Here is a 21723-nt window from a genome sequence, read left to right as displayed (position 1 = left end):
TTTTTATGTCCGCCGTTTACCGGTCGGCGGTCCAGGGGCTGCCCGATGCTGAAGCCCTATACCAAGCTCCCTCTTTCGTTCGCTGAGCAGTTGCAACTTCTGGGATCCAGGGGGCTTAACATCCCCGACCAGACGCTGGCGCTCGGTCATCTGAGTTCGATCAGCTATTACCGCCTGAGTGCTTACTGGTACCCGTTTTTGCAGCGGGACACGAAAGGGCAGGTGACCGGCGTGTTCGAGCCGGGTACGGACTTCGACCAGGTGGTGCGGCTGTACGAGTTTGACCGTCACCTGCGGCTTTTGGTGATGGATGCCATCGAGCGGATTGAGGTGCATATCCGTACCTTGGTGACCTATCATCTCGGCCATCGGTATGGAGCGTTCGGACATACGGACCCCGCCAATTTCCACCCTGAATTCAATCACGCTATCTGGCTTGCGAAGCTGGAATCCGAAGCCCACCAATCCAAAGACGTGTTCGTCGAGCACTTCAAACGTAACTATACCGGGTTTCCAACCTTGCCGATCTGGATGTCCACCGAGGTCATGTCGCTGGGGTCATTGTCGTTCTGTTACACCGGCCTGAAAAACCCGGATAAGCGACAGATCGCGGACCAGCTCGACATTCATCACAAAAGGCTGAAAGACTGGCTTCATACCCTGACTTACATCCGCAACCTGTGCGCCCATCACGGCCGCCTGTGGAACCGGGAGTTGGCCATCAAACCGGAGAGAGTGCGTGAACCAGAGTGGAATCCACCGGTAACGCCCCGTCACGACAGACTCTTTTACGCTCTGCTGATTCTCCGGGTGTTGCTGCGAAGTAATCACAATGGCGACACTTGGGCGGGGTCTTGTAACGAGCTGCTGGAGACTCTGGCAAGCGAACAAAGATACCGGGTTGCAATGGGCCTCCCTGCCGACTGGAAGGCTCATCCGTTATGGGCATGACATGGATCGAAAATTCGGGGAAGGGGAATAATAAGTGAAAAGCGATACCCCCAACACCAGCGAGCTCTACGCCTCGCACATTCCGGCCCTGGTGACGCTGATGAAGCTGGGCTGGGCCTACCGCTCGCCGGCGCGGGTGATGGCATGGCGCGGTGGCTCCACCCGTGAGGTGTTGCTGCGCCCGGTGCTGATGGATTTTCTCCGCCAGCATCGCTTCGAGTACAAGAGCGAGAGCTACCCGCTCTCCAGCGACGGCATCCAGCAGGTGGTGGCCACCCTGTCGGCGCCGGGCCTGGCCGAGGGCCTGATGTCGGCCAACGAAGCCGTCCATGACATGCTCACCCTGGGCATCACCGTCAATGAGTTCATGCCGGACGGCAAGCGCCACGCCACCACGGTGCCGTTGGTGGACTGGAATGGTCTTGAACACAACAGCTTTCTGGTCACCGAGGAGATGGAGGTTCAGAACGCCTCGGCGACCGGTCACCGGCGCCCGGATCTGGTGGGCTTTGTTAATGGCATTCCGGTGGTGGTGATCGAAGCCAAGCGGGCCGCTTCCGGCAACCCGAACAAGTCCATGATTGATGAGAGCATCAGCCAGATGCTGCGTAACCAAGGCGTGCAGGAAATTCCCCATCTGTTCGCCTTCGCCCAGGTGCTGATGGCGGTGAGCCAGACCGACGGGCGTTATGGCACCACCCGCACGCCGAGGAAGTTCTGGTCGCTCTGGGAGGAGGAGCGAATCAACGAGGAAGAGCGCAAGGCGGTAAAGAACCGGCCGCTCAGCGACGAGCAGGTGGAGACGTTGTTCGCCAACCGGCCGCCGCGCGTCCGTCGGTATTTCGAGGCGCTCTGGTCCGGGCCGGTGTTGCCCACGGAACAGGACGAGCTGCTGATTGGTGTGCTCAGCCCGGCGCGGCTGCTGGCGTTTCTGCGTTACTACATCCTCTTTTACAAGAACGACAAGATCATTGCCCGCTACCAGCAGTTCTTCGGCATTGAAGCCTTGCTGGACAAGATCAGCCAGGTGGATGCCAGTGGCTCCCGCCAGGGCGGGGTGATCTGGCACACCACCGGCTCGGGTAAATCCTTCACCATGGTGTTTCTCAGCAAGCTGCTGGTGCTGCACGAGGCCCTGAAACAGTGCCGCGTGCTGGTGGTCACCGACCGGGTGGATCTGGAGAAGCAGCTTTCGCGCACTTTTGCCGCCGCCGGCGCGCTGGGCCTGACCTCGGTGCAAACCGGCAAGGCCGGCAGCGCGCGGATGGGCTCGGGACGCGAACTCGCCCGGGAGATCGGGCAGGGCAACCAGCGGGTGCTGTTCACGCTGGTGCAGAAGTTCCTTTCCGCCATCAAGCATAAGGAGTGCTATAACCCTAGTGAGAATCTGCTGGTGCTGGTGGACGAGGGCCACCGCAGCCACGGCGGGGAAAATCACCAGCGCATGCGCAAGGCGCTGCCCCATGCCGGTTATATCGCGTTCACCGGCACGCCCCTGCTGAAAAAGGACCGGCAAGAGACGGTGGACACCTTCGGGCCGATCGTCCACGCCTACACCATGCGCCGGGCGGTGGAAGACGGCACCGTGGTGCCCCTGCTGTACGAAGAGCGGCGCCCGGCGCTGGATGTGAATCAGGCAGCCATTGATAACTGGTTCGAGACCATTACTCGCGGGCTGACGGACGAGCAGAAGGGCGATTTAAAGCGCAAGTACGCCAAGCGCGGGGCGATCTATGGCGCGGAAAACCGTGTCCGGCTGATCGCCTGGGATATTGCCTTGCACTTCAATACCAACTTCAAGGAGCTGGGCAAGACTCTCAAGGGCCAGATTGCCTGTGACAGCAAGCTCTCCGCCATTCGCTACAAGCGGTTCCTGGACGAGACCGGGCTGGTCAGCTCCCGGGTGGTGATCTCAGCCCCGGATACCCGCGAGGGCCACAGTGAGGTGGATGAGGCGGAGCTCCCCGAGGTACAGAAGTGGTGGGTGAACAATGTAACCGGTGATCCGTACGAGTATGAACGCCAGACCATTGAGCATTTCGGCACGGAAGGGGAGCCGGACCTGCTGATCGTGGTGGACAAGCTGCTCACCGGCTTCGATGAGCCTCGCAACGCCGTCCTGTATATCGACAAGCCGCTCAAGGATCACAACCTGATCCAGGCGATTGCCCGGGTGAACCGGCTGCACGAGGAAAAGGCCTACGGTCTGCTGATTGACTATCGGGGCATCCTCGCGGAGCTGGATACCGCCATCAAGAAGTATCAGAACCTGGAGGAGCATACCCAGGGCGGCTATGACATTGATGACATTGACGGCCTCTACCGCAACGTGGATACCGAGTACAAGCGCTTGCCCGGGCTGCACAAGCTCCTTTGGTCCTTCTTCGCGTATGTGGATAACGCCCGGGATATGCAGGCCTTCCGCCAGGTGCTGATGCCGCGCTATGAGTCCGACGAGGAAGGTAAGGAATACGACAGCCGCCAGAAGCTGCGCGAAGACTTCTACCAGGCGCTGACGGATTTCGGCATGTGTCTGCAGGTGGCCCGCTCATCGCGTTCGTTCTTCGAGGATAAGGCGTTTACCGACGAGATGATCCGGACCTATAAACGGGATCTTAAGTTCTTCACCGAGCTACGCCATGTTGCCCGACAGGACGCCCAGGAAACCGTGGACTACAGCGCCTACGAGAAGCAGATCCGAAAACTGGTGGACCGGGATGTGGTCGGCGTTGAAGTGAAGAACAGCGATGATGTCTATGTGGTGAACCGTCTCGGTGAAGAGCCGGCGGAGTGGGACGCCCAAAAAACCCGCAACGAGGCGGATACCATCCGGACCCGGACGCGTAAAACCATCGAGCAGGAGCTGGGCGATGATCCCTATGCCCAGAAAGTGTTCTCCGAGTTGTTGAAGAAAGCCATCGAAGAAGCGGATGCGCTGTTCGACTATCCGGGCAAACAGTACGCTCTTCTCCGGGAGTTCGAGGATCAGCTGAGCGAACGCCGTACCCCGGGGATTCCCGAGGCGTTGGCCAAGGAGCGTCATGCCAAAGCGTACTTCGGTGTCTTCCGGCTTGTCCTCGGTGATGAGGAGGTGGATTCCGCAATCGAGAAGGATGCGGATGCTCTGGTCAATCTGGCCCGTGAAATCGACGGTATCGTGCGAAGCGTGGTCGCGGAGAATACCCTGAACCCCGGTGGTATTGATGCCGGCATCCGTAAGGCCCTCTTGCCACAGCTGTTCGAGCGTTTCGGATTGAATAACGCCAAGCTGATTCTCGACCAGGTAATACACATCGTCCGGGTGGGCCTGAGTCATGACTGAGATCCGTCAGTCCCAGGAAAAGACCTATGCGGTACAGTACGGAGATCGGCGTCTGCCGTTCCGGTGGCGCTTACTGAGTGTCGACGGTGGCAAAGCGCGGATTCATGTTTATCCGGATGGCCTGGTGGAGGTGGAGACACCCCAACACACCACCCTCGCTGATGCCAAGAAAGCCCTTCTCAAACGCGCCCGTTGGGTAACCTTGCATCTCACCGATATCGAGTCGCGCCGGGCGGAGGTGCTGGAAAGGGAATACGTCAGCGGTGAGACAGTGTTTTATCTGGGCCGCAGATACCGGTTGAAAATTGTTCAGTCGTCCGGCGAGCGGCACGTCAAGATGCTTCGGGGGCAGGTGCGCGTCACCACGCCCGATACCTCGAAGAAATCGATCAAGCGCAGCCTGTATGCATGGTATCGGGACCGAGCCAATGATGTATTCGCCCGCCGGATAGCGATGGTGGGTGAGCAACTGTCGTGGATAAAAGAAACGCCATCCTGGTCTATTCGGGACATGAAAACGCAATGGGGGAGCTGCTCACCGTCCGGTGCCATCCTTCTTAACCCGCATCTGATTAAGACCCCCACTCGGTGTATCGACTATGTGATTCTTCATGAGCTGTGCCATCTGAAAGAGCACAACCATAGCCAGGCGTTTTACCGCCTGATGGCTCATGCGATGCCGGACTGGGAACGGGTCAAGGCTGATTTGGATCAGTTGTCGGAGTTGTATTTGAGTGAGTAGTCCCGGCTCGGCCTTTCGGTATCGATAACGGCCCTCACCCCATAAACCCCGAAGGCGTCCCCCCGGTCACCTGCCGGAACGCATAGGAAAACGCCGCCGTACTACTGAACCCGGCCAGCCCCGCCGCCTGGGCTATGGTCTTGCCGCGCGCGAGATGGTCAATGGCCCGGACGATGCGCGCCCGCTGCCGCCAGGCGCGGAAGGTGAGGCCGGTTTCGGCGGGGAACAGGCGGCTGAGGGTGCGCACGGAGGTGGCGGCGCCGGCGGCCAGGTCCGGGGTGGTGAGGGTGAGGCCGGTGTCGGAGAGGGCCAGTTGGGCGACGCGTTGGCCCACCGGGCTGGTGGGCAGGGGCAGGTAGGTGGGGGCGTCGACCACGGCGCTGAGTTCATGGAGCATGAGCTGGCCGATGAGCAGCTGTTTGTCGGCGTCGGTGTCCGGGGCGAAGGCGGCTTGGGTGAGTTCGCGCAGCAGGGGCGAGACGCGCAGGGCGAATTCCCGGTCCAGGGGCAGGTGCGGGGCCCAGTGGCGGAGGGCGTCCGGGTGCCAGTGGAGCAGGCGCATTTCGGCGCCGGAGAGCACGTCCAGGCGGTGGGTGATGCCGGCGGGGATCCACACGGCGAGCTGCGGGGGCACCAGCCAGCGGCCGGTGTCGGTGTAAATCTGGGTGGTGCCGGAGAGCGCCAGGATCAGTTGCGCTTCTTCGTGGTGGTGGGGTTCGATGCGTTCGCCGGGGCGGCGGGCCCGTTTCCGGATGTGAAAAAGGGGCCGGATGTGGAAGAGCGGCTGGGTGCGAAACAGTGGGGCGGTGTCCGGTTGGCGTGTCATCGATAATCGTTGGCGTAAAGTGTGGGCCCGGCGATGCTAGCATGGCCCGATTGTGACGGTCGACCGGGCGCTATCGAGCGGCGGTGCTGTCCCGGGAGCTTGCCAGCCAGATGAGTGACACCACGCCTTCTTCTTTGTCTTCTTCCTCTGCCATGAATGACGGTCTGCCGGCCCGTGAGCGTCGTTGGGCGGCCTTGGCGGTGTTGTTGGGCATTGCCTTGAGCAATCTGAGCACGGCGGTGGTGAACATCGCGCTGCCGGATATGGCCCGGTCCCTGGGCGTGAGCGATGCGGCCACGGTGTGGGTGGTGAACGGTTACCAACTGGCGGCGGTGGTGTGCCTGCTGCCGGTGGCGGCGATGGTGGAGGCGCTGGGGCTGAAGCGGTTGTTCGCCACCGGGTTGGCGGTGTTCACCCTGTCGTCGCTGGTGTGCGCGGTGGCGCCGACCCTGGGCACGTTGGTGGCGGCCCGTTTGCTGCAGGGCGTGGGCGCGGCGTTATTGTCGGTGGCCGGGGTGGCGCTGGTGCGGATGATCTATCCGCAGCGGTTGGTGGGGAAGGGCATGGCCTGGTTGGCCATGGCGGTGGCGGTGCCGGCGGCGCTGGGGCCGACCTTCGCGGCCATGGTGCTGGCGGTGGCGTCCTGGCCGTGGATTTTTCTGATCAATGTGCCGTTGGGCGGGGTGGCGCTGTGGTTGTTTCTGCGCACCGTGCCGGGCAGCGAGCGCACCGCCCATCGGTTCGATGCGCTGGGCACGCTGCTGAACGGGCTGGCGTTCGGCCTGCTGGTGGTGGGCGTGGGCACCCTGGGCGGTGGGCACACGCGGCTGGCGGTGGCGGAAATTCTGGCGGGGCTGGTGTGTTTCGCGCTGCTGTTCGGCCAGCAGCGACGTCATCCGTCGCCGATGCTGCCGTTCGATCTGCTGCGGTTGCCGGTGTTTTCCCTGGCGGTGCTGACCTCGTCCTGTTCCTACACGGCGCAGATTCTGGCCTATGTGTCGCTGCCGTTTCTGTTCGAGCGGGTGCTGCAGATGACGCCGGTGCAGAGCGGGCTGCTGATCACGCCCTGGCCATTGACCACCGCCATCGCCGCCCAGTTGGCCGGCCGTCTGGTGACGCGTTTTCCGGCGGCGGTGCTCAGCAGCCTGGGGCTGGGCATCCTGGCGGCGGGGCTGCTGCTGATGGTGTTTCTGCCGGCGGAGGCAGCCTATTGGCAGATCGCCTGGCGGATGGCCCTGTGCGGGGTGGGCTTCGGGTTGTTCCAGACCCCCAATAACACCGCCATGATGACCACCGGCCCGGCCTCGCGCAGCGGCGCCGCCTCCGGTATGAACGCGGTGGCCCGGTTCGCTGGCTGGACCCTGGGGTCGGCGCTGGTGACGCTGCTGTTCGGCCTGGGCGGCGAGCGCGGGCCGGCGCTGTGCCTGGCGGTGGGCGCCACCTTCGCCGCCAGCGGCGCGGTGGCCAGCGCCGCGCGCCGCTGGCGGGAAGTGCGCGCCGGCGGTTGATATATGGCGTTGCTATATACTTTTCCGTGGTGTATATAGGTCAGGTATAGAGCGCCAGGAGAACACATCATGAGCACCGGTTCCGTCTTTGAAAACAATCGCACCCAGGCGGTCCGCTTGCCGGCGGACTCCCGCTTCCCGGATGAGGTGAAACGGGTGACGGTGCGTAAGGTCGGCAGGGATCGGATTCTGTCGCCGGTGGAAAACACCTGGGACAGTTTTTTCCTGTCCGGGGAGAGCGTCAGCGAGGACTTCCTGCCCGAACGGGCTCCCCAGGAGCAGCCGGAGCGGGAGTCCTTCTGATGCTGCGCTACCTGCTTGATACCAACATTGTGATCTACGTGATCAAGCGGCGACCGATGGAAGTCCTGGAGGTGTTCAACCGCCGCGCCGGGGAAATGGGCATCAGTACCATTACCGAAGCGGAGCTGGTTCACGGTGCCGAGAAAAGCCAGCACCGCGAACATAATCTGCGTCAGGTCGAGGATTTCACCTCCCGCCTTGAGGTGCTGGATTACGGCCGCAAGGCGGCGGCTCACTACGGTGACATCCGAGCGGACCTGGAGCGCAAAGGCACGGCCATTGGCGTTAACGATATGCACCTGGCCGCCCATGCCCGCAGCGAAGGGCTGATTCTGGTCACCAATAATCTGCGCGAGTTCGAGCGGGTGGACGGGCTGCGCGTGGAGAACTGGCTTTAGGCTTGGGCCTGCCTACATACACACCCGCCCGGCCAGCCACTGCATGGCCAGGGCCACGCTCCGTGCCGGCAAAGCCGCGATGCGGTTACCACTTGCCTCGCAGGGACACCGTCCAGGATCGCGGTTCGCCCCAGTACTGCCGGCCGTAGCCGGAGTCGATGGCGTTGGCGTAGTACTTTTCATCCAGCAGGTTGTGCAGGTTCACCGCCATCTCCAGCTGCCGGTTGATTTGGTAGCGGCCGAAGGCGCCCACCAGGGTGCGGGCTTCCTGCGTCATGCCCCATTGCCCGTAGCTTTTGGTGCTGTTGTCGATACTGACGCCGGCGCTCCATTTCTGGCTTGGCGGCGTGTAGCTGCCGGCCAGTTTGGTGATGCGCACGGTTTCGTCGTTGTCGTCCTTGCGGTATTGGGTAAAGCCGCCCATCAACTGAATGGTTTCCGTGACCCTGCCGGACAGCGCCATGTCGAAGCCGTTGGTGGTGGTTTTGCCCTTGGCCTGGTAGCACCAGCCGCCACAGACGTTGTTGGCGTCGAACGGGATACTGTTATCCAGTAGCGCTTCGTTGTCCTTGCGGATTCGGAAGGCGGTCAGGGAGGCGTTGAGCAGGCCGTCGTAGAATTCCCCTTTGAGGCCGAGTTCATAGCTGGTGCCCACTTCCGGTTCCAGGGTGTTGCCGGTGACGTCCCGGGCGGATTGCGGGTTGAAGATGTCGGTGTAGCTGGCGTAGGCGGAGGCCCAGTTGTTGAGTTCGTAGGTCAGGCCCATGTAGGGCGTGATCTCCGCGTCTTCATTCCGTTCGGTGCCGGCGTAGGAATAGTGGTACCAGCTCAGGCGGCTGCCGAGGATGGCTTTGAGCCGATCAGTAAGGGTGAATTGCCCGGCGGCGTAGCCGCCATACTGGCGGGTGGTCTGGTCGCTGATCGGCGAGTTCAGGGATATTTCCGGCCGGGGCACGCTGGTGTCCGGGTCGAAGTTATAGAGGTTGGTGGCGTAGTCGGTGCCGTCCCCTTTTTTGCCGTTCCACAGGCGTTCGGTCCAGTTACCGCCGAACACCAGCTGGTGTTCGCGGCCAAACAGTTCCAGCGGGCCGCGCAGGTACAGCTCCGCGTCGTCGCTGGTTTCCTTGTTGTGCTGAGCCCAGCGGCTGAAGGTGGCGTCGCCGCTATCGGAGTCGAAACTGGAGAGGGTGCCGAACAGCCAGTCCGCTTCGGACTTCATGGTGGAGGCCTGGGCGATCAGTTGCCAGCCGGCGGGCAACTGCTGGTCCACCCGGGCCCGGTAGGTGGTGGCGTATTTGTCCCAGCGGTTCCAGGACGGCGCCAGAAAGGTGGACCGGCTCCAGTCCAGGTCATTGCCGTTGTTGTCGGCGGGCAGCCCGCTGCGGTCGGTGACGTTGTCGTAGATGTCCTGGTTCTGGATGCTCAGGGTCAGCATGGTGGTGTCCGTCACATCCCCTTCGACGATGGCGTAGAACACCTTCTTCTTTTGCTTTTCCTCATCGCGGAACGATTCCTCGCCCTGGTCCACGGCCACCACCCGGGCGCGTACCCGGTTGGAATCGGTAAGCCCGCCGGAAACGTCCGCCACCATCCGGCGCAGATCCCAGCTGCCCGCGGTCACTTCCGCGGAGGCCTGGTATTGGCGGGTGGGTCTTTTGTAGTTCATGTTGATCACGCCGCCGGGCTGGCCGGCGCCGTTCATCAAACCCGCCGCGCCGAGCAGAACCTCGGTGCTGTCGATCAGGGCGCTGTCCGGCCCGGCCACCACGCCGCCGTCGATGCCGGAATTGGAAGGCAGACCGTCGTACTGAACCGCCATGGGGTAACCACGGGCGGTGTAACTGCGGCGGTCGTCGTCGGTGTGGCCGACGCTGACGCCCGGCGCCATATTGAGAATGTCCTCCATATCCCGGGCGCCGAAGTCCTGGGCCATCTGGTGGGTGATCACATTGACGATCTGAGGGGTTTCACGGGGGCTGAGCCGGAGTTTGGTGGTGGAACTGATCTCTTCCTGGGTGTAGGCCCCGGTGCGCTCCGTGGGCACGGCCCGGGCCGGCGAACCGGCACCGACGGTAACCGCGTCCAGCTGGTGCTCGCCGCCGGCCTGGCCGGGAGCGCCATCATCCGTTGACGTCCCGGTGCTGTTCTCACCCAGCGCCGCCTGGGGCAGCACCAGGCCGCCCATGGCAAGCAAAAACGTAACCCCCAGCGCGCTGCCGGTACCCTTGAGAAGGGAGGTATCGGACATGGTCGTTCCTTATCGTGATGCAAAACGATGAATCGGGGGGCGGAGCCAGGGGGCGCAAGGCGCCAAGCGTCGTGGAAGAAGATATCGGCCCGAACAGGGTGCCGCCCCAATGTGCGAGTGCAAGCAAATGAGGGGTGATCTTAAATAATAATAAGTATCATTACAATGACTGGAGGGTTGCCACCGGATGCCTACGTCCATACAATGAGAATCATTCTTGATTGCGGGGTTGCGGCTCGTGGGGCTTTGATGTCATCGGCGGAATCTACACAGCAACATCTGGATACCCTGTATCGGGAACACTATTCCTGGTTGAAAGGCTGGATCCGCCGACGTCTGGATTGTGACCAGCAGGCCGGCGATCTGGCGCAGGACACCTTTGTTCGGGTGCTGGGCCAACGGCGCCAGGACACCCTTCGCCAGCCCCGCGCCTACCTGAGCAGCATTGCCCGTCACATCCTGGTGGACCTGTTCCGGCGTCGCAGCATTGAGCAGGCGTATTTGCAGACGCTGTCCCATCAGGAAGAAGCCACCCATATCTCCCCCGAGCAGTACCATCAAATCGTGGAAACCCTGCTGGAAATCGACACCATGCTCGATGCCTTCGGCGCACGGACCCGGGAAATCTTTCTGTTGGTGCAGCTGGACGGTTTGAGCTACGTGGCCATCGGCCAGCGGCTGGGAGTTTCCACCACTACCGTGCGCAAGCACTACATTCGCGCGCTCAGCCAGTGCCTGATGTTGATGGAAGACTGATGGGCGAGCCGCTGAGCCGTGCGGTGGCGGAACAGGCCGCCAGCTGGCACGTGGATCTTCTCGATGAGCCAGCGGACCCGTCCAGGCGGGACGCTCATCAGCGGTGGCTGGCGCAAAGCGATGAACATCGTCGTGCCTGGGCACGCCTGGAGAAACTGCAGGGGCGCCTGGAGCAGGCACCGGCAGGCGTGGCCCGCGCCACTCTGAACCAGGCACGCACATCGCGCCGGCGGATGATCAAGGGGCTGGCGGTGTTACTGGTGGCCGGCGGCGCCGGCCTGGGTTGGCAACGTAGCGATCAGTACCAGGCGTTGACGGCGCGGTACCGCACCGGCACCGGGGAGCAACGCTCTCTGTACCTCGCCGATGGCGGAGAGCTGGTGCTCAACACGGACTCCAGCGTGGACGTGGACTACGGCGCCGGCGCCCGCCGGGTGATTCTCCACCACGGCGAAATCCTGGTGACCACGGCGCCGGACCCCCAGGGTCGCCCGTTTACGGTTGATACCCGCCACGGCAGCGTGCTGGCGCTGGGCACCCGTTTCAGTGTCTACAGTGACGATGTTCGCGCCCAGGTGGGTGTGATGGAGAAGGCGGTGGAGATTCGGCCCACGGATAACGGGCAACCACCGCTGCGCCTGGAGGTCGGCCAACAGGCGGACTTCTCTCACCGGCGGGTGGGGCAGGCGCGGCCACTGAACGCCGACGCCCTGGCCTGGCGCAATGGCTTGCTGGTCGCCAGCGACTGGCGGTTGGAGGCGTTCCTCACCGAGCTGTCCCGCTATCGGCCCGGGCGTCTGGTCTGCGATCAACAGGTGGCGGACCTGCGCCTGTCCGGGGCTTTCAATCTCACCGATACCGATGTGGTGCTGGAGAATCTCACCCAGACCCTGCCAGTCCGGCTCACCTATTTCACCCGTTACTGGGTGCGGGTGGGCGCGAAATAGAGCGGTCTCTATCCGGCGCGGACCTGCCCGGGTGCCCGTAGGAGCGACTTCAGTCGCGATCAATCCCGGTGCTATCTTGATCGCGACTGAAGTCGCTCCTACGGCAACCGCGCAAAGGCCTCGAGCAGAGTCGTGGGCCTGCTGGAGCGCAAAGGGTGATGAACTAAATAAATGGTGCTCAGGGGTTGCTGATTTCCATTCTCGTTCGACTTGTCAGGTAGAAGTCATCGTTATTACCTGAAACAGGGGAAGGAATTCATGCCAGCAACGCTTAACACCTTCCGCCGCCACGGCCTGGCCGTGGCCTTTTGCGCGGTCCTGGGCGGGCTGCCGTTACACACCGTCCAGGCGGCGGAGCCCTCGGTACAGCAGCAACAACGCCACCCTTTCAATATTCCCGCCGGGCCCCTTGAGCAGTCGCTGGTGCGGCTCTCCACCACCGCCGGCATTACCGTTTCTTTTACGCCGGATCGGGTGAAGGGTATCCAGGCGCCGGCCCTGCAAGGCTCGTTCACCGCGCAGGACGCCCTGGGCAGATTGCTGAGCGGCTCCGGGCTGGTGGCCAGGGCGCTGCCGAATGGAAGTTATTCGGTGCAGCGGCTCAGCTCGAACACCTTGGAGCCGATCACGGTGAATACCACCACCGTTTTGGAATCGGCCCATGGCCCGGTCGACGGCTACGTGGCAACACGCAGCGCCACGGCCACAAAGACCGATACCGCGATCATGGAGACGCCGCAGTCGATCAGCGTGGTTTCCCGCGCGGAGATGGACGACCGGGATGTGCGCGACATCGGTGAGGCGGTTTCCTATACCGCCGGTGTCTCAACCGGCACCACCGGCGAGACCACGATGTTCGGTGGCAACAGCGTCAAAATACGGGGCTTTGGTGGGAGCGGTACCACGGGCGCGTCGTCCAACGAGTACCTGGATGGCCTCAAACTGAAGGGCTCCAACTTCGTCACCGCCAATCTGGACCCCTGGTTTTTTGAGCGCGTTGAAGTGATCAAGGGGCCGGCCTCGGTATTGTTCGGACAGACCCAGCCCGGCGGCATCGTCAATATGGTGAGCAAGCGGCCCCAGGAAGGCATGGTCAATAAAGTGCGCCTGGGCAGCGGCGATCTGGATCGCGCCAGCGCCGCCGTGGATGTGGGTGGCGGGCTCGGCGATGGCTGGTCTTTCCGGCTGCTGGGTCGGGGGCTGAGCGGGGAAACCCAGCAGGACCACAGTGACAGGAAGCGCCATCTGCTGGCGCCCTCGTTGCGTTGGCGCAACGACACCACGGACCTCACTCTGCTGGCGTCTTATCAGCGGGACGACATCAATGCGACGATTCTGAGCGCCGTACCCCGTGACGGCGTTTTCCACAATCCCCATGGCCGGGTGCCTCTCAGCTTCCGGGCTGGCGATGCGGGCTTTGAATTCTGGGACCGGGAAACCTGGTCGGTGGGGTATCTGTTCAGCCACCGCTTTACCGATACCGTTACCTTCCGTCAGAACCTGCGCTTCACCGACAATAAACTGGACTCCGCCTGGCTGTATCGCCGTTCACTGGATAGTGACCGCAGAACGCTTCAGCGTAGCGCCTTCACCGCCGAGGAGAACGCCAGGGACCTGACCCTGGACAACCAGCTTGAGCTGAAATTCGAGGGCGGGCTCATCGGCCATACGGTTCTCGCCGGCGTGGATTACTACCGCTTCGAGAACGACACCCAGCGCGGTTTCGCCAGCGCCGGTGTGCCCGATATCGATCTTTTTAACCCGGTTTATCACCAGCCGATCGCCACACCGCCGATCTATCAGGATATTGACAACAGCCTGGATCAGGTCGGCGTTTATCTGCAGGATCAGATCAATATCGGCGCCTTGTCGATTCTCCTGGGCGGGCGCTACGACGACGCGGAAACGTCCTCGGACAACAACATCACCAGGTTGAAGACCGATTCGTCGGATCACGCCTTCACCGGCCGTGCCGGTGTGATCTACAACTTCTCCAGCGGGGTGGCGCCCTATGCCAGCTATTCCGAGTCCTTCGAACCGGTTTCCGGAACGGCTTTTGACGGGTCCCGGTTCGAACCCATGGAAGGCAAACAATACGAGGTGGGCGTTAAATATCAGCCCATGGATACGCAGCACTTGATTACGCTGTCGTATTTTGACCTGACGCAGAAGAACATGACCACCACGGACCCGGGCAATCCCGGCTTCAGTATCCAAACCGGCGAGGTGCGTACCCGAGGCGTGGAGCTGGAGGCCAAGGCCCAGGTCCTGGAAAACCTCAACCTGACACTGGCCTATACCCGCCTGGATGATGAAATCACCGAAAGCAACAAGGGTGATGAAGGCAATCGTCGTGCTCAGTTGCCGGAGGACAGGGCGTCCCTCTGGCTGGATTATTCGGTGCTTTCCGGAGCCCTCTCGGGGGCGGGCCTGGGCGCCGGTGTGCGTTATCAGGGGGCAACCGAAGGCGATGACGGCAACACCTTCTCTGTGCCCAGTTATACCCTGGTTGATTTTGCCCTGCGGTATGACCTGGAGAAGAGCCCCCTGGCGTTGCCGGGCTGGCAGGCCAACATCCATGTGAACAATCTGCTGGATGAGTACTACATCGCCTCCTGCTCCAATGACAGCACCTGCTTTCTGGGACAGGAAAGGTCGATCAGGGCCGCCGTGGAATACAGTTGGTGAAAGACGACCCTGGTCGCCTCGGCGGTGAATCGGCGGCACAATAGCCGGCTTCCCACCCACCGGCCCGGACCCCGCCCATGAGCACCGCTTCCTACCAACTTCCCGAACACGTGCAGCGAGGCAATATCTGGCGGTTGTCGGTGTCCCAGGCGCTGGCCGGTGCCAACGCGGTGGTGGTGTACGCCACCGGCGCCATTGTCGGCGACGCCCTGGCGCCGTCGCCGGTGTTGGCCACCTTGCCGATTTCCATCTTCGTGGTGGGCATGGCGGCGTCGATCATGCCGGTGGGCATGATTGCCCGGCGCCACGGTCGGCGCACGGCGTTTTTGCTGGGCGCCGGGGCCGGTACTCTGGCGGGGCTGGTGGCCACGGCGGCGGTGGTGATGGCGTCGTTCTGGCTGTTCTGTCTGTCCACCTTCTTTGGCGGCGCCTACGCGGCGGTGGTGGTGTCCTACCGGTTCGCGGCGGCGGACGGGGTGGCACCGGCGCGGCGGGCGCGGGCCTTGTCCCTGGTGATGGCCGGTGGTGTGGCCGCCGGGGTGATCGGGCCCCAGCTGGTGACCTGGACCATGGATCTGTGGCCGCCGGTGACCTTCGCCGCCACTTTCGTGGTGCAGGCGGCGGTGGCGGCATTGTCCGCGCTGCTGTTGCTCGGCGTGCGCCTGCCGCCGCCGACGGCGGCGGAGCAGGCCGGTGGGCGGCCGTTGGCGGTGATCGCCCGCCAGCCCCTGTTCGTGGCGGCGGTGATTTGCGGCGCCGTGTCCTACCTGGTGATGAATTTCCTGATGACGTCGGCACCGCTGGCCATGCATTTCTGCGGGCACTCCCAGGCGTCCGCCAATTTGGGGCTGCAGTGGCACGTGATCGCCATGTACGGCCCGAGCTTTTTCACCGGCGGTCTGATCACTCGCTTCGGCGCCGGCCGGGTGGCCGCCGTGGGCCTGGTGCTTATCGGGGTGTCCGCCGCCGTCGGCCTGCTGGGTCTGGAGGTGCGCTACTTCTGGGGCATGCTGGTGCTGCTCGGGCTGGGCTGGAACTTCGGTTTCCTGGGCGCCTCCGCCATGGTGCTGGAATGCCACCGGCCGGAAGAGAAAACCCGCGTGCAATCCCTCAACGACTTTATCGTCTTCGGGCTGATGGCGGTGGGTTCGTTCTCCTCCGGCGGCCTGCTCAGCGCCTACGGCTGGGACCGGGTGCTGTGGGTATCGTTCCTGCCGCTGCTGCTGGCGGCGCTGGCGTTGACGCTGGCGTTGCGCCGTCGGGTGCCCACGCCAGCGGCCTGACGGTCACACCTCTTCCATGAAATCCAGCGCGCCCTGCTGGCGGATCACGCGGCGGTGCTGGTCCCAGAGTTCGCGGATGCGGTCCTGGTTGAGTTGCTGGCGGTCCAGCAGTACCCGGGTGTTGAGTTCGCCCACCGGGGTGGGGCTGGGCACCTTGCTGAACACGAACTGGTTGCTGACCTGGTCCAGGAAGGGGCCGGCCTTGCTGGTGGGCATGATGAAGATCAGTTGCAGGCCCAGGGTGCGGGTCAGGTAGTCGATCACGCTCTTGGAGCGGCTTTCGTCCATGTGCATGAAGGCTTCGTCGACGATCACCATGCGCAGGTGGCTGTCGCCCTCGTTGAAGCGGAAGGCGCTGGTGATGGCGGCGGCACGGATGATATAGGCGGGGGTTTCCAGTTGCCCGCCGGAGCCGGTGCCGTATTGGCTGAGGCTGATGGGCGCCTTGTTTTCCGGGTGTTTGAGAATGTCGTACTGGCGGTAGCGGCGGTAGTCGCTGATCCGTTCCAGTTCGCGCAGGGCCTGCTGTTCGTCGCCGTCCAGCAGCAGGTTGAGAAGCCGGTCGCGCACCGTTTCCGCCTTGGCGGAGAGCGGCGTATCGAACAGGCTGGCGCCGTCGCCCAGGTTGGGAATCTCGATCACTTCCTTGAAGAAATTCCAGTATTCCTTGTACTCGGGAATCCATTGCCATTCAAAGGAGAAGCGTTCCCGGTCGGCGCCGAACTGGTGATGCTCCAGTTCGCCGTTGAGGTTTTTCAGGATGCGCTCACCGTCCTTGATGGCCTGATGAATCTGGCTGCACAGGTCGCTGACGAAGGTGGTATTGAAGGTCTCCCGCAGTCCTTGCAGCTTTTCCTGTTTTTCCAACAAAACGTTGTTGCGCAGCCGGTTGTGCAGGTTGTCGATTTGCTGGTGCAGGCCGTGCATATGGCCGAAGAAGGGTGCGCTGTGCAGCGCTTCCTGGCTGTCCGCCAGCAGCTGGTCGGCGGGCTGGGCCTGCTGGTTGTACTGGTCCAAGGTCTTCTGCAGGGCCACGGCGGTTTCGGTTAGCGCCCGGGTCAGGGCGTCTTCCTCGGCGACAAAGTCGATGTCGCCGTGGGCCTGCAGCAGACGCTGGTCCATGGCCTCGATGCGCGGGTCCACTTCCAGGCCCGGCCAGTAGCGGGTGCAGGCCCGCAGGTTGGCTTCCGCCTGTTCCTGGGCGTCCTGGAAGCGTTCGCTCTGGTCCGCCAGCTTGCCGATGGTGGCGGTGCAGGCGCTGAGCTGGGCGCCCAGTTTGCCGTTGTCCTCGGTGAGCGTTTTCAGGCGGGTTTCCAGGTCCCGGTGCTGGGCGCGGGCCTGTTGCTGGCGGGCTTCCAGGTCCTGGTGGTCGCTCAGGTCCAGGTTGGCCAGGGCGGTTTCGGTTTCATCCAACTGATGGCGGGCCTCCAGCAGTTGGCTGGCGGCGGTGACCCAGTGCAGCGGCTTGAAGGCGCGCACCTGATGGTGCAGTTGCCGGACCGCCTGGTAGTCGTCGGCGGCGCGCCGGTAGTTTTCCTGCAGTTCCAGCAGGGCGCCGCGCTGGGCGCGCAGGTTGCGCTCGCGGGCGGCTTCGCCGAACACCAGCTGGCTGTCATCCAGGTCGCAGCGGAACAGGGCATAGTTGCCGGAGCCCAGGCCGTCGACGGTGATGCCGCGGCGGGTGGTGCGCAGGGTGTCGGCGTTGTCCACCCGCACCACATTGCCGTAGGAGGCTTTCAGGTAGTGCTCGGCGGTGCGGTGGCTGAAGCGCAGCGCATGGAACAGGGAGTCGTCGGGCAGATGGATTTTTTCCGCGTCGCGGCGGGCCTGCTCGCCCTGGATCACCCGGGCCCGGTTGCGCTGTTTGCCGGCCAGGCGGCGGACGATGCGGATCGCCTCGGCCTCGTGGTCCGGTTCCACCAGAATGCCGAAGCGGGCGCCGCCGATGTAGCCCTCGATGGCCATTTGCCAATCGGCGTCCTGCACGTCCACATGGTCGCACAGCACCCGGGGTTCCGCCTGGGGGCAGTGTTGGCGGATCGCCTGGACGGCAAGCTCCACGTCCTGGGGGTAGTTGACCCGTTTCGATTCCAGATTACGGATCTGGTGCTCGATGCGTTTTTGTTGCTGGTCCAGCTGTTCCAGGGTCTGGCCCCGGCGGCTTACCAGCCGGTCCAGCCGTTGCGCCACGGATTCCGCTTCCTGGCCGGGGGCGGTGTGTTGTTCGCCGTGCAGCAGTTCGGCCACTTGGTTGTGCAGTTGCTGTTCGTCGCGCACCCGGGCCAAGCCCGCCTCCAGCGGCGACAGGTCGTCGATCCAGTCCCGGGCCAGCATCTGGTTCAGGTCCGGCAGCGCCTTGCTCTGTTCCGCCAGCAGGGCCTTGCTGGTGGCGCGCCAGGTCTTGCCGCCAAACACCGGCAGCTCCAGTTCCAGGCTGTGCCGCGCCAACAGGCCCTGCATATTGCGCAGGGCTTCCAGGTTGGCGCCCCGTTGCTGGTCCTGTTCCAGCAGCGGGCGGGTGCCGTCGCGGAGCTGTTCGGTGAGCGCCGCCTGGCGGGCTTCCAGGGCCTGTTTGTCGCGCAGGGCCGGGATGCCAAGGATGCGCGCCTGCAGGTCCACCAGTTCCTGGTGGGCCTGCTCCAGCCGCTGCTGCACCTGGCCGGCTTCTTCCCGGTTGCTGTCCTGTTGCTGGCGGAGCCGGTTCTGTTCTTCCTTGCGTTCCAGATAGTCCGCCTGGTTGCGGCGGAACTGCTGGGCGGCGGCGCCGTAGGCCTGGGTGGTGCGCTCCAGCCAGTTTTCCAGGTAGTCGCCGGCCTGGCCCCGGGCGCGGGCCAGCAGGTCCACGTTGCGGCGCAGCTGTTCCGCTTCCTCGGCCATGCCGTGGACGGTGCGCATCAGGTCGCGGATGCGGCGCAGGGTGTCGCCCATGTCGTGGGGTTCGAGCACTTCGCTGGCGACGAACTGGTTGATGGATTCCACCGGCTTGTAGGCCATGAAGCGGGCGAAGGTGCGCGCCGCGTTGCGGGCTTCATTGCGCGATACCGCGTCGCGTTTGCCGCGCAGGGCGCCATACAGGCGCGCCAGGTAGGCGCCTTTTTTGTCGTAGGTTTCCACCGCTTTCTTGCCGAACCGGCGGCGCAGCTGGTGGGCGATGTCGGTGATCGGCACGCTGTGCTTGCCGTCCACGTGCTCGTGCACGAAGTCCGACAGGCTGAGCATTTCCCCGGCCACGATCATCAGTAGCAGTTCGTCCTGGCGGGCCTGGGCGCTGGCACCGGCCCGGTCCAGATGGGCGCGCACGCCGATCACGGCGGTGAACGGTTCGGCGGTTTCGCCCTGGGTGGGGTGGAACACGCCGGCGATGTAGCCGTCGCTGTCGTAGGGGCGGGCGAAGGCGCCGTCGTCGCAGCCCAGCACATAGGAGGCCAGGGTGCGCACCTGTTTGCCGCCACGGCCGCGCTGGGTGGTTTCGTCCTGGCCCGGGTTGTAGTTGAACAGGTTGTCGTGGGCGGCGGTCATCAGGGTTTGCAGGGCGTCGGCGGCGGTGGTCTTGCCGGAGCCGTTGCCGCCGGAGAACAGGTTCACCGGCCCGTATTCCAGTTCGCCGGCGGGCAGGTTGCCCCAGTTCACGGTGATCGAGCGCTTCAGGTACATGGGCTGTCGTCCTCCTGCCCGATCAGGGTGGCCAGCACCGCGTCGGTGACCAGGCCGGTAATGTCCGGGCGAATGGTCAGCCAGGCTTCGCCGTCGTCCAGACCGGCCTCGCCGGCGCCCCGGATCAGGCGCAGCTGGCGCATGCGCCGGAACAGCGCTTCCCGTTCCGTGCGGCCCTCCGGCAGGGGGCGGCCCAGCAGGTTCTTGCTGGCCAGGTTGAGGGCTTCCATGGGCAGGGTGACCTGGCCCTGTTCGTCCACCTGGCCCTCGCGCAGGGCTTTGTCGTATTCCGCGCGCAGCACCAGCACCAGGGCCACTTCCTGCTGGCCGAGCCGGTTGCGCAGGCCGGCGTTGATGCCCTCGTCCGGGTCCGCCTGGCCGGGAATCTCGGCGCCGGGCGGAAACAGCCGCAGGGAGTAGAACCGGCGTTCATGGTGCAGGCGCACCTGCAGAACGCTCAGATAGTCCTCCACCAGCTCCGGGATCTGCAGGTAGCGGTCATACAGCTCCGCCTCCTTTTTGCTTTCGTCACGGCACAGCACGCCGTGGTCGAGCAGGCGGATCATCAGTTCCGAGAACTGCGCCGGGGTGACGCCGTGGGCGTCCAGGGCGTCATTCAGGGCTTGCCTTGGGGTCATCCTGTTCCAGTTCCAGCAGGAAGCCGTCGCGGCGCACGAAATAGTGCTCGTCGCGGACGGCATCGGTGGGTTCGATACGCAGCCGGAAACCGGCGGCGGCATGGTCGGCGCTGCCCAGCTCGATCACGTGGCTCAGGGCCAGCAGGTCACGGGCGTTGTTGACGGGCAGGTCGCGGTTGTCGATACGGCGGCTGGCGCCCAGGGCCTCGCGCAGGTAATCGCGCAGGGCGCCGCCATTGATGTGGAAGGCGCTCTCCAGCAGCCGCTCGGTGGCCAGCGCCCGCAGGGTGGCGTCGTCCGGTTCGTCCAGTTCCGCCATGCGGTGCTCCACCTTGCGCGGCGCGCGCGCTTCGCGCAGGCGTACCTGGGCCGGGTCGATCAGCCCCAGGTGCAGGCTGGCCATGGCCTCGCCGGCCTGGACCAGGCGTTGGGCATAGGTGTGGTCGTCCAGCTCCGACAGCTGCTGGCACAGGCCGACGATGTCGCCGTGCTTCTGGCTGTGCAGATAGCTGAGCTGGCGGATGATGATGTCGGCCCGGCGGGTGAAACCCTGCAGGGTGCGGCGCAGGGCCGGCAGCATGATCTCCGAGGCGTTGCGCATGCGCGTGTCGATGCTGTCGAGCAGTTGGAACAGCACCGAGGCATCGGCACTGACGATCAGGTCCGGGGCCAACCGGCGCAGCTCCTTTTCCGCCCGGGCTTTCCAGGCTTTCGGCTTGCGCTTGATCTGTTCGATCACGACGCGGATACGGTCGCGGTGTTTTTCCACGCTGTCGGCGGACATGCGGATCGCCACGTCCGGCTGAAAGCGCTTTTCCATGAACTCGAAGAACTGGTCGCTGGCCTGCTGCACCAGCTGCCGGGACTCCACTTCCTTGACCAGCTCCCGCTTGCGTTCTTCCAGCTCGGCGATGATGTCGGTGAAATCGGCGATGATCCGCTCGGAGTGCTCGTGGGCGTCCAGCAGGTCATAGACCTCGCCACGGTCGGCGAACGCCGCCAGGGCATTGAGGGTGTTGCGGGTATTGCGGTGGCGGGTGCGCACGCTGCGGCCATCCACCTCGGCCAGGGTCTGGGTGAACAGACGGCCGGTGCGGCTGAACGGGTAGGTGGACTGGAACGAGGCCTCGTCCTTGTCGCGCTTGAGCCAGCCGTGCTCCACCAGCAGGTTGAGAATCCAGCCGGCCTGTTCCCGGTTGTTGCGAAAGCGCCCGGCCTCGTCGTCGCCTTCCAGCAGAGGCGCCCGCTCCAGTGCCTCGCTGAACACCTCCAGCACCTGGTCGCGCTTCAGCGATTCGCCGTAGTCCGCCTGGCTGCTGTACAGCCGTTCATGGAGCAGACGCACGCACTCCGCCACCTGCTCGCGGTACTTGCCGGTCAGCGGTTTGAAAAACTGCTCGCGTTCGTCCGTGAAGAACATGGAAAGGGCACCGGCGCTGGCTCAAACGCGCTATTTAAT

15 protein-coding genes are annotated in these 21723 nt (G+C 63.8%); 10 read left to right on the top strand and 5 right to left on the bottom strand.

What is annotated here, in order from left to right; translation table 11 throughout:
- Positions 1-45: 45 nt before the first annotated feature.
- Genes FGS76_RS06200 through FGS76_RS06190 form a run of 3 tightly spaced genes read left to right on the top strand, consistent with a single transcriptional unit; the run spans position 46 to position 5015 of the window.
- A complete protein-coding gene (locus FGS76_RS06200; protein ID WP_138771756.1) occupies positions 46-951 on the top strand; it encodes an Abi family protein in 906 nt (301 codons plus the stop codon).
- 34 nt (positions 952-985) lie between these two features.
- Complete coding sequence (locus FGS76_RS06195; RefSeq protein WP_240692439.1) at positions 986-4273, top strand: type I restriction endonuclease subunit R; 3288 nt, start codon at positions 986-988, stop codon at positions 4271-4273.
- The gene (locus FGS76_RS06190; RefSeq protein WP_138771755.1) at positions 4266-5015 is read left to right on the top strand and encodes a M48 family metallopeptidase; all 750 of its coding nucleotides are present in this window, start codon (positions 4266-4268) and stop codon (positions 5013-5015) included. The genes FGS76_RS06195 and FGS76_RS06190 overlap by 8 nt, the downstream gene beginning before the upstream one ends.
- Positions 5016-5049: 34 nt before the next feature.
- Here the strand turns inward: FGS76_RS06190 and FGS76_RS06185 are convergent, their stop codons facing one another.
- Positions 5050-5841, bottom strand: coding sequence for an AraC family transcriptional regulator (locus FGS76_RS06185; RefSeq protein ID WP_138771754.1), 792 nt, complete (start codon positions 5839-5841; stop codon positions 5050-5052).
- Between the two features lie 110 nt (positions 5842-5951).
- Between FGS76_RS06185 and FGS76_RS06180 the strand changes: the two genes are divergently transcribed.
- The 3 genes from FGS76_RS06180 (at position 5952) to vapC (ending at position 8050) form a co-directional block, all read left to right on the top strand.
- The gene (locus tag FGS76_RS06180) at positions 5952-7349 is read left to right on the top strand and encodes an MFS transporter (RefSeq protein WP_205717198.1); all 1398 of its coding nucleotides are present in this window, start codon (positions 5952-5954) and stop codon (positions 7347-7349) included.
- Between the two features lie 69 nt (positions 7350-7418).
- A complete protein-coding gene (gene vapB, locus FGS76_RS06175) occupies positions 7419-7652 on the top strand; it encodes a type II toxin-antitoxin system VapB family antitoxin (RefSeq protein ID WP_138771753.1) in 234 nt (77 codons plus the stop codon).
- Entirely contained in the window at positions 7652-8050 is a 399-nt protein-coding gene (gene vapC, locus FGS76_RS06170) for a type II toxin-antitoxin system tRNA(fMet)-specific endonuclease VapC (protein ID WP_138771752.1), read from the top strand. Before vapB ends, vapC begins: the two co-directional genes overlap by 1 nt.
- An 85-nt stretch (positions 8051-8135) precedes the next feature.
- Here vapC and FGS76_RS06165 read toward each other — a convergent pair whose 3' ends face one another.
- Positions 8136-10298: a TonB-dependent siderophore receptor gene (locus tag FGS76_RS06165; protein ID WP_138771751.1), complete on the bottom strand. Its 2163-nt coding sequence runs from the start codon at positions 10296-10298 to the stop codon at positions 8136-8138.
- 249 nt (positions 10299-10547) lie between these two features.
- On the opposite strand from FGS76_RS06165, the gene FGS76_RS06160 reads away from it, so the two are divergent.
- The 4 genes from FGS76_RS06160 to FGS76_RS06145 all read left to right on the top strand — a co-directional run bounded on the left by FGS76_RS06160 (position 10548) and on the right by FGS76_RS06145 (position 15972).
- Positions 10548-11054, top strand: coding sequence for a sigma-70 family RNA polymerase sigma factor (locus FGS76_RS06160; RefSeq protein ID WP_138771750.1), 507 nt, complete (start codon positions 10548-10550; stop codon positions 11052-11054).
- Entirely contained in the window at positions 11054-12001 is a 948-nt protein-coding gene (locus FGS76_RS06155; protein WP_205717197.1) for a FecR domain-containing protein, read from the top strand. Before FGS76_RS06160 ends, FGS76_RS06155 begins: the two co-directional genes overlap by 1 nt.
- A 258-nt stretch (positions 12002-12259) precedes the next feature.
- On the top strand, positions 12260-14689 hold the full coding sequence (locus FGS76_RS06150; RefSeq protein ID WP_138771749.1) for a TonB-dependent siderophore receptor: 2430 nt from the start codon (positions 12260-12262) through the stop codon (positions 14687-14689).
- A gap of 77 nt (positions 14690-14766) precedes the next feature.
- Positions 14767-15972 (top strand): MFS transporter, encoded by a 1206-nt coding sequence (locus FGS76_RS06145; RefSeq protein ID WP_138771748.1) that lies wholly within the window; start codon positions 14767-14769, stop codon positions 15970-15972.
- Positions 15973-15975: 3 nt separating this feature from the next.
- Here FGS76_RS06145 and FGS76_RS19760 read toward each other — a convergent pair whose 3' ends face one another.
- The 3 genes from FGS76_RS19760 to FGS76_RS06130 are packed head-to-tail and all read right to left on the bottom strand — an operon-like array spanning position 15976 to position 21684.
- Complete coding sequence (locus FGS76_RS19760; RefSeq protein WP_138771747.1) at positions 15976-19626, bottom strand: ATP-binding protein; 3651 nt, start codon at positions 19624-19626, stop codon at positions 15976-15978.
- Positions 19617-20264 carry a DUF4194 domain-containing protein gene (locus FGS76_RS06135; protein ID WP_138771746.1) on the bottom strand — a complete coding sequence of 216 codons (648 nt, stop codon included), beginning with the start codon at positions 20262-20264 and terminating at the stop codon, positions 19617-19619. Before FGS76_RS06135 ends, FGS76_RS19760 begins: the two co-directional genes overlap by 10 nt.
- Positions 20239-21684 carry a Wadjet anti-phage system protein JetA family protein gene (locus FGS76_RS06130; RefSeq protein ID WP_138771745.1) on the bottom strand — a complete coding sequence of 482 codons (1446 nt, stop codon included), beginning with the start codon at positions 21682-21684 and terminating at the stop codon, positions 20239-20241. Before FGS76_RS06130 ends, FGS76_RS06135 begins: the two co-directional genes overlap by 26 nt.
- Positions 21685-21723 lie beyond the last annotated feature (39 nt).

The organism is Alloalcanivorax gelatiniphagus, assembly GCF_005938655.1.
Lineage (GTDB): Bacteria > Pseudomonadota > Gammaproteobacteria > Pseudomonadales > Alcanivoracaceae > Alloalcanivorax > Alloalcanivorax gelatiniphagus.
This window is presented reverse-complemented; position numbering and strand designations above follow the sequence as displayed.